Source organism: Nocardia sp. NPDC052566 (assembly GCF_044547285.1).
Lineage (GTDB): Bacteria > Actinomycetota > Actinomycetes > Mycobacteriales > Mycobacteriaceae > Nocardia.
The window spans coordinates 1253569-1267768 of the sequence record NZ_JBIUAF010000002.1 but is presented as its reverse complement, the minus strand read 5'-3'; the positions used below and the strand labels follow the sequence as shown (position 1 = coordinate 1267768).

Here is a 14200-nt window from a genome sequence, read left to right as displayed (position 1 = left end):
CAGTCGATTCAAGCGTATTCGACTTCCCACCGCTTGATGCCGTTCAGCCAGCCCGAGCGCAGCCGCACCGGATCGGACTTCTGCCGCAGGTTGGGCATCGCGTCGGCGATGGCGTTGAACATCAGATCGATCTGCATCCTGGCCAGGTTCGCGCCGACGCAGTAGTGGGTGCCGGTACCGCCGAATCCGACGTGCGGGTTCGGATTGCGCAGCACATCGAAGCCGAACGGGTTCTCGAAGGCGTCCTCGTCGAAATTGGCCGAACCGTAGAACAATCCGACCCGCTGCCCCTGCTTGATCTGCGCGCCGCCCAGCACGACGTCGCGGGTCGCGGTGCGCTGGAAGGCATTCACCGGGGTGGCCCAGCGCACGATCTCGTCCGGGGCGGTGCGCGGGCGCTGCTCCTTGTACAGCTCCCACTGCTCAGGATTGTCGACGAACGCCTTCATACCGTGCGTGATCGAGTTGCGGGTTGTCTCGTTGCCCGCCACCGAAAGCAGGATCACGAAGAACGCGAACTCGTCCGAAGCCAGGTGCTCACCGTCGATATCGGCGTTCACCAGCTGGGTGACGATATCGTCGGCCGGACACTTGCGGCGCTCCTCGGCCATATTCCACGCGTACCCCATCACCTCGGCGGTGGCGGCGTGGTGATCGCCGTTGAACTCGGGATCGTCGTAGGAGATCATCTGGTTGGACCAGTCGAAGATCTTCCTGCGATCCACCTGCGGAATACCGAGCAGTTCGGCGATCGCCTGCAGCGGCAGCTCGCAGGCGACCTGCTCGACGAAGTCGCCACCGCCGTTCTTCTTGGCCTCGTGCACGATTCGCGCGGCCCGCTCGGTCAGCGCGGCCCGCAGGCCCTCGATCGCGCGCGGGGTGAACCCCTTGGAGATGATGCGGCGCACCTTGGTGTGCTTGGGCGGATCGAGGTTGATCAGCAGCATGTCGCTGAGCATGCCGATCTGCTCCGGGGTGGTCTCCTCGTTGAAACGGATGATGGATCCGTTCTCGTGCGAGGAGAACACCTCCGGATTCTTCGAAATCTCCTTGATGTCGGCCAGTTTGGACACCACCCAGTAGCCGCCGTCGTCGAAACCGCTCGCGCGGCCGGACTGGGCACACCACCACACGGGTGCGGTGCGGCGCAGTTCCGCGAATTCCTGGATGGGCAGGCGGGCGGCGAGCAGGTCGGGGTCGGTGAAATCGAATCCCGCGGGGATCGAGGGCGTGGTCACGGCTATCTCCTACCGGTCTGGCTTGACGCAGACCTCACAACGTTGTGTGGAACACGTTCCAGTGAGATGGAACCACAGAAACCGGTCTCGTGAACAGTGTTTACTAAAACCTGTTTACTTTTATGCCGGACCACGCCATCGGGTTTCAGCTCAGCTTGCCGAAGAATTCGCGCAGGTCATCGATCAGCGCCTGCGGCGCCTCCATCGACAGGAAGTGCCCGCCGTAGCCGAGCTCGGTCCAGCGCGCGATGTGATGATCACGCTCGGCCCAGCGGCGGACGGTCACGTCGTGTGCGGAGACGAGCACCGCGGTCGGCACCGTGCCGCGCGCGGCGGCGGCCCACTCGCCCGCGCCCGCACCCCAGTCGTCCGCCTGCCCAGCGCCATCCGTCTGTTCGGCACCGCCGGACCACTCGGCGCCGTCCGACGACGCGGCGGTGGCCGCCGCGCTCCAATCGTTCGCGGTGATCTCCTCGTAGTAGATCTGCGCCGCCGACGCCGCGGTCCCGGTCAGCCAGTACAGCGACACATCGAGCAGCATCCGGTCGCGATCAATGATCTCCTCGGGCAGCGCCTCCTCCGGCACCTTCAGCTCTTTGAACTTCTCCATGATCCAGGCGAGCTGACCGGCCGGTGAATCGCTGAGCCCGAAGGCGACGGTCTGCGGACGCTTCGAATTGCATTGCAGGTAAGCGTCGTTGAAGTTCTGCATCCGCTGCCAGCGTTGCTGCTCGACCTCGCTGAGACCGTCCATCTCCCCCTCGATCCCCATCGGGAAGGTGATCATGGCGTTGACGTGCACGCCGATCACTGCCTCGGGATCCTGCGTGCCGAGGTGCGGCGCCACCCACGCGCCGGTGTCGTAGCCGTGCACCCCGTAGCGGTCGTAGCCGAGCCTGGCCATCACCTCGCGCAGTGCCGAAGCCATTGCGGCGCCGTTCATTCCGGGCCCGGCCAGCGGCGTGGAGAACCCGAACCCCGGCAGTGAGGGAATCACCAGGTGGAACGCGGTGGCCGGATCGCCGCCGTGCGCACGCGGATCCGACAGCGGCCCGATGACATCGAGGAAGTCGGTGAACCCACCGGGCCAGCCGTGCAGCAGGAGCAGTGGGGTCGCGGCCGGTTCGGGCGAGCGGACATGCAGGAAGTGAATGTTCTGCTCGCCGACGGTGGTGATGAACTGCGGGTACCGATTGATCTGCGCCTCGTGCGCCCGCCAGTCGAAGCCGCTGCGCCAGTGTGCCGCAAGACCTTTCAGATAGCCGACCGGCACACCCCGATGCCAGCCCACCCCGGGCAGTTCAGTCGGCCAGCGCGTGTTGTCCAGCCGCGCGTGCAGATCGTCGAGCCGATCCTGCGGTATCTCGATGCGGAAGGGTCGGATGTCCTGTGCTGTCTTGGTCATGACGCCTACGCTAGGAACCCCTTAGGACAGGTTCGTTCCTAACGAAATCGGGAAAATCTTCGGCCCGGAAACCGTATGCGCCGGATCGCGCGCGGGCCTGTAATGGAAGCCATGACCAGTCTGTACGAGCACGCCGGCGGCGACGAGGTGCTGCATCGGGTCGAGGCGGCCTTCTACGAGAAGGCGCTCGCCGACCCGGTGCTCAAGACCCTGTTCACCGAGCGCCGCCCACTCCACGTCGACCACCTCACCTGGTTCACCGCCGAATCCTTCGGCGGGCCGGAACGATTCACCGATCGGCTGGGGTTCGACTACCTCATCGCCGTGCATCGCGGACTGCAGATCACCGACGAACAGCGGGAACGTTTCGTCGAGGTGTATCTCGAAACGTTCGAGGAGGCGGGCCTGTTCGACGACGCCGCCTTCCGCGCCGCGGTCCGCTCCCACGTGGAGTTCGGATCGGCAGTGGCACAGCAGAATTCGCACGCCGAAACCGACGACCAACTCCATCCCATCCGCGCGGTGCCGCGGTGGACCTGGGACGGCGACGAATAGTTAGACCGGCGTGAGCCCGGGTGGTGACCAACTTCCGTCCACCGCTATCTCTTTCGGCGCGTACAGGCGCATCGTCAGCGAGAAGACACCCGCCGCCGGGATCGGCAGCCAGTTGCCCGCGGGCACGCTCGGACCCGGATCCTCGCTCTGGACTGCCAGATCCAGCGACCCGTCGGGGTTGAGCACCACCGGAACCTGATGACCGATGGCATAGATGTTGGCGGGATTGGGCACCAGGTAGCTGTCGGCGTCGTAGGCGGTGAGCGACCAGAAGGCGTCGACCGGCGGGGTCTTGCCCGGCGGAAAGTGCAGCCGGAATCGGTTGGGCGCGCCGTTGCTGTCGGCGTTGCCGACCAGCGTCGGATAGATGGCGTCCTGCGGCAGGTTCGCGCCGAGCGCGATCTGGGCGATATTGGCGCGCAGCGGATAGTCGGTGCCGTAGCTGCCGATATCCGGATCGAAGAACCAGCCGTTGCCGTTCCTGGCCTTCGGGTCGCGGAAATCCGCGATCTGCTTCTTGGCGGCGTCGGCCGCCGCGGCCAGATCCGGGTCCGCGATGCCGGTGACGGCGCCACCGGGCCGGATGCCGAGCGTGGCGAAGCGCGCCATGGCGGGCGCGTCGGCGGGGGCGGGCGGGTTCACCGCGAGCAGTGCGCACAGGCGGTCGAAGAACGCACGGGGTTCGAGCTCGGCGACCTGCTGCGGCGGCGGCACGGCCGGATGCGGTGGCGACGTCGGCGCGGCGGCCGGAAGATCCTTGCCCGCGGGCCATGCGCTGAGCGGCACCAGCTTGATCTGCTCCTGAATCGCGCGCACCACAGGCAGATCACCGGGACCGTTCACCTGCACGCGGCCGAGCAGCCAGGCCATCGGCGTCGGCATGGGCAGGTGGGCCGCGCCCGCGGGCAGCGTGCCCGTCCAGCCGGGTCCGGTGAGGACGTAGGTGAAGGTGGCCGGATCCGGATTGGATGCCGTCTGCGGCCGCACGCTGCTCGGATTGTGCACGGTGTTGGTCCACGCGTCCATCACCTGCATCAGCCAGTAGCGGCCGAGATCCATGGCGGGCACCTGCAATACCAGCGGTTCGGCGGCCAGGTCGAGCCAGGCGGAGGAGTACAGGGTGTCCAGATTGATCCGCACCACCTGCTTGTTCGCCGGTGTCGGCAGGGTGGTGGCGTGCTGAAACCGGTTGACCGGTACGGATTCCAGGAAGGCCGACCTGGTCGCGTCCATCACCAGCAGCGGATAGCCGAAGACGTAGGCATCGGTGGCGACCGAGCGCGGATCCATCGGCAGCGCGCTCGTCGTCGGCGCGGCCACGGTGTCATCCGACGATTTTCCGCACGCCACCAACGCCATCGAGGAGGCCGCCGCGAGGCCGAACATCCTGCGAGATATGCCGACACCCATGGGCTTACTCCCTGCTCACCGGTCCGATCGGACAACTTCGAGAGACGAAGCGAGAGTATGCCAGGAGTTAGCCCATGAGTGCGGCAGCGACGCTCAGGTGCCGATGATGGCGTTCATGATGGTGCCGGCACTGGTTGCCACGACGCCGCCGATCATCGCGCCCGCCACCATCTTCGGCGACTGCAGTGCCCCGCCGGACCACTTCTCCCAGGCGAAACGGCCGCCCGCGTAAATGATGCTGACGATTCCGGACAGCATCGCGAACCAGGTCAGGTAGCGGACCATCTGCAGAAGCTTGTCCGATAGCGGGGGTGCCTGCGGAGTCGGGTTTCCGATCTGCGCCAGCGTCGTGAAGGTGTCCCCCATCGACGTCAGGATGATGCTCACCGTCTGCTCCCTCTCCTCTGCGACCATGCTGCTGCCGAGTTGCCGGAGATCATCTGAAAGTTGTTCGGCCACCGGCTAATTCGACCACCACCGAGGATACGGGCAAGTCCGCCAACGCCCGCGCGCACGCCGCCGTATTCCACCGCCGCGTCCTGGCACCCATCATCCCGACCTGCGCCGACTCCCGCAAGGTTTCGGCGAACGGCGACAACATGGCCGAGCCGACTGCGCGGTATGCCCAAAACGGGATACCATTCCCCCGAGCGAATCCCCATTCCTGTCCCGAATCCGGAAGAGCAGCACGAATGATCCTGGCCACCGCATACGACACCCTGTTGGCGCAGATCGGCAACCCGACGCCGCAGGCGCCGCCGGTGTCCGACAAGATCCTGCTTCTCGTCCGCTACCTGACCTGGTTCGTCCTTTTGTCCGGTATCTGCGGAATCATCTATGCCGGTGGACGCTTCGCGTGGGAGAAGTGGACCGGCGGTGGTCTCGAATCCCCGAAGATGGTGGCGGGCGCCATGATCGGCGGCGTGGTCGCCACCAGTGCGGGCACCATCATGAACGCGGTCATCGGCTGATCAGCGCGTACGCCCGACCGAATCGGCGTAGGCGGATTCGATCTGGTGGCGCAGGTGCTTCTCGGCGTACCTGATCGTCGGGACGACGAGCGCCTTGATCACCCGATCGAGCGCACGCCCCGCCAGTCCGCCCGGCACCGTGTAATCGACCACCACTTCGACTTTCGAGCGGTGCTCGTCGATCCCCTCGAACGTCCAGCGGACGACGCCCTCGATACCTTTCAGCGCGCGCAGCGCCAGCACGGCGTTGTCCTCCCACTCGATCACCTCGCCGCGCAGGTGCAGTGTTATCGGGCCCAGATTCACCGCGCTGTCGAAGACCGCACCGACGCCACGGGTCTGCTCCCCCACCGGTGTGTAGTGCTTGACGACGGACACCCAGCGCGGCAGGTTCCGGTAGTCGGCCACGTATTCGAACGCGAACTCGACCGGAGCCTTGCCTTCGGCGCGATAACTGACATGCCCCATGCCATGCCCTTCCTGTTCGGCTCCTACGAACATAAGCGTTCGCCGCGGCGCCTGCCCGCCGAACGGAAAGGGCTGGGGCGGTGCGCGATACGCACCGCCATCGGTTACCGGTCGGCGAGCCAGCTGCCGTGGAAACCCTGGGGTACCCGGGCGGGCAGGTGGATGGTGGCCACCGCGGGAGCGGCGAGATCGGCGGCATCGACGATGACCAGGTCGCTGCGATCGGTCTCCGGGTCGTACACGTACGCCATGAGATAGCCTGCGCCACCGGCATTCTCGTCGGCGGGCGCGAACGCGGCCTCGCTGGCGATGCGGCCGCGGCCGAACTCGTGGGCGGTGCTCGCACCCGTGTGCAGGTCGTAGCGGAGCAGGGCGCCGACCTCGGATTCGGTGGACGTGGTGGCATGACCGAAGCGGGCGTCCAGGCCGATGAGACGGTCGTCGACGCGGGGGAATTCGGCCTCGCGGTCGTCCAGCTGCTCCTCCGCCACGGTGCCGGTGGTCAGGTCGATGGTCCAGCGCCACAGGCTCGAACGCTCGAACGCGGCCGAATTCGCCCGCCACAGTTCGGGATAGCGCATCACGTACAGCACGATGCGGCCCGGCTCGTCGTGGGCGTTGAGCGAATGGAACACATAGCAGGGGTCGATCGGGAACCAGCGGACCTCGCCGTGCGGGTCGTCCCGGCGCAGCACGCCGAGCCTGGCCTGATAGTCCTCGCGCCACCGGAACGGCATGCCGCCACCGGCTTTCGCGGTCGCGAGGTCGAATACCACCGGCAGATCCATGAATACGACATGCTCGGCGGTGAGGTTGAAGTCGTGGTGCATGGTCGGGGCCGGCACGTCGATGGGGCGGCTGAGCAGCAGAGTGCCCGCGGCGTCGGCACGGTGATAGGTCAGGTAGGGCGCGCCGGTCACCTCGAAGCCGAAGAAGTGCAGCTCACCCGTGGTCGGACAGGTCTTGGGATGCGCGGTCATCGCGGTGCGCAGGGTCCCGTCGAAATCGTAGGGGCCCACCGTGTCCAGCTCACCGGTCAGCTCGTAGGGATACGACGATTCGACGAGTGCGAGCGTGCGGCCCGCGTGCCGGATGACGTGGGTGTTCGCGACACCGGCCGTCAGATCGTGCTTGCCGTCCTGATAGACGCGCGCACCGTCGGTGAAGGTGGAGGTGCGCACCCACCGGTTGCGATAGGACACCGCGCGGCCGTTCTCGATCCGCACGCCGTGCACCATGCCGTCGCCCAGGAACCAGTGCGCGGAGGCGGCGGCGTGCGGGTTCGGGCCGTTGCGCAGGTACCAGCCCGACAGCTCGGCGGGGATCCGGCCGGTGACCGGCAGGTCGTAGGCGGTGAGTTCCTCGGTGACCGGCGCGAAATTGCCTGCCAGATGGGCGGGTGCGGTCATGATGGCTCCGATTTCGATCGACGGAATTCAGGACGTGGCGATACCGGCCGACTTCGCCTTCGACTGGAGGTGGGCGACGTAGCGGATCGTGAAGACGATGGGGACCACGAAGGCCGCGACCTGCGCGATGGTGCGCGGCGTCCCGCTGTGCGCGAGGAAGGTCAGCGCGATCGCGCCGACGGCGAAGCTCGCGGTCCACACCGAGGTGATGACGTACGCGGTCCGGATGAACCCCGGATGCTCCCACAGTTCCCTCGGCGCGGAGTTTTTGGCGATCGCCAAGGTGAAAGGCCTGCGCACGGCGAGCGATACGCCCGCGATCACCGCGAGCACGCCGGAGGACAGTGCGGGGGTGTAGTCGTGCAGCGCGGTATCCGGGTCGGCGAAGGCGAGCGCCGTCAGCGCGGTGAAGAAGAGCGCGGTGCCGATATCGATGATCAGCGCGTCCCACTTGCGGCCCGCCTTGGTCTGCCTGGCGATCTCGACCACGGAGAGGAGCAGCGCGACCAGGGCCGCCCACTGCCACTGCTGCGAGGGAATCACCGCGAAGGCGATCCAGGGGGCGAAGGTACGCAGGTAAGACATGTTCGACGAGCTCCTCGATATTCCTGTTTTGACATGTCGAATGTAGAGCCTCGTCTCTCGACATGTCAATACTGGAATGTAGAGTCTGGGTATGAGCCTCCGGAACGCCCTGCTCGGGATGCTGGCCGATCGTCCGGCCAGTGGCTACGACCTGCTGCAGCGATTCAAGACCTCACTGGCCAACGTCTGGCCCGCCACCCAGAGCCAGATCTATACCGAGCTCACCAAACTCGCCGACACCGGACTGATCGTGGTGCGCGAAGAAGGCGCGCGCGGGCGCAAGGAGTACGCGCTCACCGACGAGGGGCGCACGCAGCTGCGCGAGTGGCTCACCGAAACCAAGCCGAAACGCGTGCAGCGCAACGAAATGCTGCTGCGGGTGTTCTTCCTCGGCGTGGTCAGCCAGGCACAGGCCCGCGACTATTTCACCGGCATCGAGACGGGCACCGCCAAGGCACAGGCCGAGCTGGCGGAGCTCGAGGCGCGCATCGAGTGGGACGACGACGACTTCTCCCTGTACGGCCGTATCGCGATGGAATGGGGTCAGCGCTTCTATGCGATGAACCAGCAGTGGGCGCAGTGGGCGCTCGATGAGATGGCCGAGCGTCAGAAGATGACGGAGCGTACCGCGCGTAAGAAATAGATCACCGAGTCGTCCTCGCTCGCACAGTGACTCGTCGATCGGGTCGCAATCTCGCCGATCCTGACTAGCATCCTCGGATGGGATGACGACTTCGGGAGAGCCGCATGGAGCCGAACGCGGGCAAGGTACCAGCGTGAGTGGCATGCTGTGGTTGCGTGGGCAGGCCGCGCACGGAACCTGCTGGGTGCGCGCCGATCAGGTCGTCGCCGTGTTCGCCGGGCCGCCGACCAAGAGCGGCTTCACCGTCTACGCGACCGTCGCCTCGGCCGACCCGCTCACCAAGGCCGCGCTGCGCGTCGCCGACGGCGTCGCCTCCGCCGAACTCGCGAACTGGATCGCGGGCCGCTGCGTGGCCTTCCTGACGCTGCATCACGATGCCGCGGGCGAACTCACGTTCAACGGCACGGATGTGGAGTTCACCGAAGCTCCACAGTGATCCGGCGTCACGGTGGTCCGCCGTCGCGCGAGACGGCAGTTTGCCGGGCTGCCGCGGTGGCATTCGACTTCACTACGGTGAATTCATGATCAAGAAGACACCCGCGGTGCTGTTCATCGTGCCCGTTGTTCTGATCTCACTGGCCGCGCACGCGAACGCCGAGCCGAACGCACCCGAGCTGCTGTACACGCCGCCCGGCCCTGCCAGCGCACAGAACCCCGCATACTCCCCCGACGGCAAGACGCTGATATTCACCGAGTTCTTCAAGGGCTACAACGCCGGCGGCGCCAGCCTGAACCGCATGCCGAGCACCGGGGGCGCACGGGAGGAGCTGGTACGCGACGGCGACCAATCCGCGGTGAACATGCCCGGCTCGGCGTGGAACGGCCCGACCGGCCTGATCACCTTCTCCTACGACATCACCGACCGGGCCGAGATCTGGACCCTCGCGCCGGGCGGCGCGCCGCAGCAGGTGAAAGCAGGTGAGCACGCGCTCCCCTTCACCGAGCCGACCTTCTCCCCGAACGGCGACTGGATCGTCTTCCAGGAGAACACCGATCAGAACTCTCCCGCCGCGCGTGGCAGCATTTGGAAGATCCGCCCGAATGGCGAGGGCTTGACCAAACTGGTCGACGGACCGGCCACGAATACCGATAACCGCCAGCCGAATTGGTCCCCGCGCGGTGACAAGATCATTTTCCAGTCGCGGGCCAAGGATGCCGACCAAGCCGACCTGATCGTGATGTCCCCCGACGGCACCAATCGGGTACCGCTGCTCACCGGCCCGGACGACGACACCGACGCGAGCTTCTCCCCCGATGGCACATGGGTGGTCTACTCGACCAACCACGGCGGCGCCAAGAACGCCCGGCTCTACATCACCCGCTCCGACGGCACCGGCCAACCCATCCAGGTCACCAACTCCGACCGCTACGACGGCGCCCCGAGCTGGTCTCCCGACGGCGCCTGGATCGTCTTCGAATCCGGCACGGGCGACAAGTTGCCCACTCAGATCTGGCGCGTCCGCGTCCCCGCGCTCTCCTGAAAACCCGGCGGTCTTGTTCGGCCCGGCTTAGGCTCGAGCCATGAGCGACGCCGCACCGATCATCGTGTACTGGCGGCCGTGGTGCCCCTACTGTCTGCGGCTCGCGGCCGGGTTGCGGCTGGCGCGGATCCCGTTCGAGCGCATCGACATCACTCGCGACCCGGCCGCCGCCGCGGAGGTGCGGGCGATCACCGGGGGTGACGAGATCACTCCGACGGTGATCGTGAACGGGCACCAGCTGGTCAATCCCAGCGTGGCGGAGATACGCGCCGTGCTCTAACCGTTCTTCGGATGACAGCGGGGCGTCGAAGGGGCACAGTGATCCCATGATCAGCCATGTGCTCGCGATCGACCTCGGGAAGACCGGATGCCGTGGCTCACTGCGGATCGGCGGACAGCAGACCCGGCACGCCGAGGCGGCCGGTGCGCCTGGACTGGCAAGCGCCGGTGGAGTCGGCGCTGCGGACACGGCGATTCGCGCTGTTGTCGACGAAATCGCGGGTCAGGACGCCGCTTTCACGCTGGCGGTCGGTGCGGCGGGGGCCGCGTCGGCGCCGGAGGCCGCTGGGTTGCTCGCGCGGCAACTGGCCGATATTCCTGGTGCGACAGCGGTTGTCGTAACCTCCGACGCCGTCACGGCGCATGCCGGCGCGCTCGGTGGGTCGCCGGGCATCGTGCTTGCCGCGGGCACCGGGGCGGTGGCGACCGCGGTCGATGCGGCCGGGCGATTCACCCGGGTCGACGGCTGGGGTCCGTTACTCGGCGACGAGGGTAGCGGCGGATGGATCGGGATCGAAGCGGTGCGGGCCGCGCTGCGTTCGTTCGACGGACGCGGGCCGCGCACCCAGTTGGCAGAGCTGGTCGCCGAGCACTACGGCGTCCCACCCACCGAACTGCCGAAATACTTCGGCCAGCACGACAATCCGGCACTGGTCGCCGCTCGGCTCGCACCCCTCGTCGCCACGGCCGCCGCCACCGACGCGACCGCCGCGGCCATCATGACCGCCGCCGGGCACGCGCTCGCGCGCACCGTCCTCGCCGCCATCGACAGATCGGGCCTGCGCTGGCCGGTGCCGTATGCGATCACCGGTGGACTGGCCAAACTCGGTGCGCCCCTGCTCGATCCGCTCAATCGATCGATCGCCCACGCGGTCACCCACCGGGAAGCACGCGGCGAGCCGATCGACGGCGCGGCGCTGCTCGCCCTCGATACGGCAACCGCGTTGGAGGCGTTGGTCATACGAATCGGCTGATGACACGAATCGGCTGACAATCATTGACAGCTTCGCTGTGACGACTGACACTAGTTTTCATTCAGTCCGTCGCGTCACCGGGAGCTGCGATGAACGCACTCAACCTGGCCGTCATCGTCGCCTACCTCGTCATCGTCGCGTGGGTCGGTCTTCGCCTGTCCGGAAAGCAGAAGTCCAGCACCGACTATTTCGTCGGCGAGGGCCGAATGCCTTGGTGGACAGTGTGTTTCTCGGTGGTCGCGACCGAAACCAGTGTGCTCACCGTCATCTCGATTCCGGGCGGCGCCTACACCGATCAGGCCTTCGGCAACGTCGAGCTGGCCATCGGCTACATCATCGGCCGCACCATCGTCGCCATCGCGCTCATCCCGCTGTACAAGCGTGGCGGATTCGTCAGCGCCTACCAATATCTGGACCTGCGCTTCGGCCGGTATCTGCAGGGCGTCGCCTCGGTGACCTTCGTCTTCACCCGGCTGCTCGCCGAGGGCGTGCGCCTGTTCGCCTCCGCCATCCCGATCAAGTTGCTGCTCAGCGAATTCGGGCTGACCATCGGCTACGACGTCATCATCGTCGCGCTGACGCTGCTGACCGTGGTGTACACCTACCTCGGCGGCATCAAGGCGGTCATCTGGACCGATGCGCTGCAGATGGGCCTCTACCTCACCGGCGCGATCATCGCGATCTGCGTGCTCACCGGCCGCGTCGGCGCATCGGGCTGGTCGGATGCGCTGCACGGCGGCAAGTTCCGCGTCTTCGACACCGATTTCGCCCTGCCGCACATCCTCACCAACACCTTCGCCCTGCCGACCGCGATCCTCGGCGGCGCGATCTTCGCGATGGCATCGCACGGCTCCGATCAGCTGATCGTGCAACGCATCCTGGCCACCCGCTCGCTGCGTGACAGCCAGAAGGCGATAATCGGCTCCGGGATCTTCGTCGCGGTGCAGTTCGCCGCCTTCTCGCTGGTCGGCGCGCTGCTGTGGGCCTACAACGGCGGCAAGTCGCCGAAGGAGCTCGGCCTGACCAGCGCGGACGGCATCTACCCCAACTTCATCCTGCACGGGCTGCCGGTGGTGATCTCCGGACTGCTCGTCGCGGGCATACTCGGCGCCGCGATGGGTTCGCTGTCCTCGGCGCTGAATTCGATGGCGAACTCGACCGTGGCCGACATCATTCGCAGCTTCGCCCGCCGCGAGATCCCCGACGACGCCATGCTGCGGCTCGCCCGGGTGATGACGCTGGTGTGGGCGGTGCTCATGGCGCTGTTCGCCATGGGTTTCAGCGCGACGACCGGCAATGTGTACCTCACCGCACTCACCATCGCCGGATACACCTACGGCGCGCTGCTCGGCGCCTTCCTGCTCGGCAAATTCATCAAGCGCGCCAACCAGATCGACGCGGTGGTGGCCTTCGTGGTCACCGTGCTCGTGATGACCTTCGTGGTGCGGGTCGTCAAGATCGACGTCACGGTGGCGGGCAAGATGGTCGAAAAGGGGATCGCCGCACAGTGGCTGGTGCCGATCGGCGTGCTGGTCACCCTTGTCGTCGGTGGCCTCAGCAGCCTCCTGCATCCCGCGCCGACCCCGGCGCCGCCGGAACACGTTGCGGCGGTGGCCTAGTGCGCGTCATCGGGTTGATGTCGGGTACCTCCCACGATGCGATCGACGCGGTCGGCGCGGAGATCGTCCTGCGCGACAGCACACTTCGGGTCGACATCGCCGGACAGCTCAGCAGGCCCTATCCCGATCGGCTGCGCGCCGAACTCATCGCCGCCTTGCCGCCGGGCGCGATCGATATGGCGACGGTCTGCCGGTTGGATACCGCGATAGGACAGGCCTTCGCCGCCGCGGCGGCTGATGCCGTAGCCGAACTCTTCGACGGCACAGCCGATCTCGTCGCCTCACACGGGCAGACGGTCTACCACTGGGTCGATGAGGGGACGGTGCGCGGCACCCTGCAGCTCGGCCAGCCCGCCTGGATCGCCGAACGCACCGGACTGCCGGTGGTCAGCGACTTCCGGCCGCGCGACGTCGCGGCGGGCGGACAAGGGGCTCCGCTCGTCGGGTTGTTCGACGTGCTGTGGCTGGCCGGGCGGCCGGGGCGGGCCGCCGCGCTCAATATCGGCGGCATCGCCAACGTGACCGTCACGGGCGTTATCCCGGTCGCCTTCGACACCGGGCCCGGCAATGCGCTGATCGACGCGGCGGTCGAGCTCGTCACCGGCGGGCGCGAACACGTCGACCGCGACGGTGTGCGCGGCGCGCGCGGGCAGGTCGACGACGAGCTGCTGAATGCGCTGCTCGCCGAGCCGTACTACCGTGCGGCGCCGCCGAAGACCACCGGCAAGGAGCTGTTCCACCGCACCTACCTGGAGCGCACGCTGGCGGGCCGCACGCTGGCGCCCGACGATATCGTCGCCACTGTGACCGCACTGACCGCACACACCATCGCCGACGCGCTCGCGCCCTACGCACCGAGCGAGGTCATCGCCTCCGGTGGCGGCACCCGCAATCCCACGCTGCTCGCGATGCTGCGCGAACTGCTGCGCCCCGCGACACTGCGCACCTCCGATGAGCTCGGATTGCCCTCTGGCGCCAAAGAAGCCGCGGCGTTCGCCGTCCTGGGCTTCCTCACCGCGAACGGCATCCCCGGCAGCCACCCGGCATGCACTGGCGCGGCGCGTCCATCGATACTCGGTTCGATCACACCGGGGAGCGCCGGATTCGCCCTTCCCCCAACGCCTTACACCATCCCCCTGCGACTCACGCTGGCCCGGTGAGCT

16 protein-coding genes are annotated in these 14200 nt (G+C 67.0%); 9 read left to right on the top strand and 7 right to left on the bottom strand.

The features are described 5' to 3' along the window. Nucleotides 1-8 precede the first annotated feature (8 nt). Together ACIG5A_RS12820 and ACIG5A_RS12815 are read right to left on the bottom strand one after the other, a co-directional pair. Nucleotides 9-1238: a cytochrome P450 gene (locus ACIG5A_RS12820; RefSeq protein WP_397240324.1), complete on the bottom strand. Its 1230-nt coding sequence runs from the start codon at nt 1236-1238 to the stop codon at nt 9-11. A 145-nt stretch (nt 1239-1383) separates the two neighbouring features. Beyond that, on the bottom strand, nt 1384-2643 hold the full coding sequence (locus ACIG5A_RS12815) for an epoxide hydrolase family protein (protein ID WP_397240323.1): 1260 nt from the start codon (nt 2641-2643) through the stop codon (nt 1384-1386). A gap of 111 nt (nt 2644-2754) precedes the next feature. Here ACIG5A_RS12815 and ACIG5A_RS12810 point away from each other — a divergent pair, with 111 nt between their 5' ends. Continuing rightward, nucleotides 2755-3198 carry a group II truncated hemoglobin gene (locus tag ACIG5A_RS12810; protein ID WP_397240322.1) on the top strand — a complete coding sequence of 148 codons (444 nt, stop codon included), beginning with the start codon at nt 2755-2757 and terminating at the stop codon, nt 3196-3198. Here the strand turns inward: ACIG5A_RS12810 and ACIG5A_RS12805 are convergent, their stop codons facing one another. After that, nucleotides 3199-4608, bottom strand: coding sequence for a DUF1254 domain-containing protein (locus ACIG5A_RS12805; protein WP_397240321.1), 1410 nt, complete (start codon nt 4606-4608; stop codon nt 3199-3201). It lies immediately after the preceding gene. 93 nt (nt 4609-4701) lie between these two features. Further along, nucleotides 4702-4974, bottom strand: coding sequence for a hypothetical protein (locus ACIG5A_RS12800; RefSeq protein WP_397240616.1), 273 nt, complete (start codon nt 4972-4974; stop codon nt 4702-4704). A gap of 326 nt (nt 4975-5300) precedes the next feature. On the opposite strand from ACIG5A_RS12800, the gene ACIG5A_RS12795 reads away from it, so the two are divergent. Continuing rightward, the gene (locus tag ACIG5A_RS12795) at nt 5301-5579 is read left to right on the top strand and encodes a hypothetical protein (protein WP_397240320.1); all 279 of its coding nucleotides are present in this window, start codon (nt 5301-5303) and stop codon (nt 5577-5579) included. On the opposite strand, the gene ACIG5A_RS12790 is transcribed toward ACIG5A_RS12795, so the two are convergent. The 3 genes from ACIG5A_RS12790 to ACIG5A_RS12780 all read right to left on the bottom strand — a co-directional run bounded on the left by ACIG5A_RS12790 (nt 5580) and on the right by ACIG5A_RS12780 (nt 8041). Next, nucleotides 5580-6047, bottom strand: coding sequence for an SRPBCC family protein (locus ACIG5A_RS12790; protein WP_397240319.1), 468 nt, complete (start codon nt 6045-6047; stop codon nt 5580-5582). Between the two features lie 104 nt (nt 6048-6151). Then, nucleotides 6152-7456: a carotenoid oxygenase family protein gene (locus ACIG5A_RS12785; protein WP_397240318.1), complete on the bottom strand. Its 1305-nt coding sequence runs from the start codon at nt 7454-7456 to the stop codon at nt 6152-6154. 27 nt (nt 7457-7483) lie between these two features. Continuing rightward, nucleotides 7484-8041: a hypothetical protein gene (locus ACIG5A_RS12780; RefSeq protein WP_397240317.1), complete on the bottom strand. Its 558-nt coding sequence runs from the start codon at nt 8039-8041 to the stop codon at nt 7484-7486. A gap of 91 nt (nt 8042-8132) precedes the next feature. Between ACIG5A_RS12780 and ACIG5A_RS12775 the strand changes: the two genes are divergently transcribed. From ACIG5A_RS12775 to ACIG5A_RS12745, 7 genes are all read left to right on the top strand, one after another. After that, nucleotides 8133-8684: a PadR family transcriptional regulator gene (locus tag ACIG5A_RS12775; protein WP_397240316.1), complete on the top strand. Its 552-nt coding sequence runs from the start codon at nt 8133-8135 to the stop codon at nt 8682-8684. A gap of 133 nt (nt 8685-8817) precedes the next feature. Beyond that, the gene (locus ACIG5A_RS12770) at nt 8818-9120 is read left to right on the top strand and encodes a hypothetical protein (protein WP_397240315.1); all 303 of its coding nucleotides are present in this window, start codon (nt 8818-8820) and stop codon (nt 9118-9120) included. A gap of 85 nt (nt 9121-9205) precedes the next feature. Continuing rightward, nucleotides 9206-10165: a TolB family protein gene (locus ACIG5A_RS12765; RefSeq protein ID WP_397240314.1), complete on the top strand. Its 960-nt coding sequence runs from the start codon at nt 9206-9208 to the stop codon at nt 10163-10165. Nucleotides 10166-10205: 40 nt separating this feature from the next. Then, on the top strand, nt 10206-10445 hold the full coding sequence (locus ACIG5A_RS12760; protein ID WP_397240313.1) for a glutaredoxin family protein: 240 nt from the start codon (nt 10206-10208) through the stop codon (nt 10443-10445). Nucleotides 10446-10491: 46 nt separating this feature from the next. Beyond that, complete coding sequence (locus ACIG5A_RS12755; protein WP_397240312.1) at nt 10492-11418, top strand: N-acetylglucosamine kinase; 927 nt, start codon at nt 10492-10494, stop codon at nt 11416-11418. A gap of 89 nt (nt 11419-11507) precedes the next feature. Then, the gene (locus ACIG5A_RS12750) at nt 11508-13037 is read left to right on the top strand and encodes a sodium:solute symporter (protein WP_397240311.1); all 1530 of its coding nucleotides are present in this window, start codon (nt 11508-11510) and stop codon (nt 13035-13037) included. Then, entirely contained in the window at nt 13037-14197 is a 1161-nt protein-coding gene (locus ACIG5A_RS12745) for an anhydro-N-acetylmuramic acid kinase (RefSeq protein WP_397240310.1), read from the top strand. Before ACIG5A_RS12750 ends, ACIG5A_RS12745 begins: the two co-directional genes overlap by 1 nt. Nucleotides 14198-14200 lie beyond the last annotated feature (3 nt).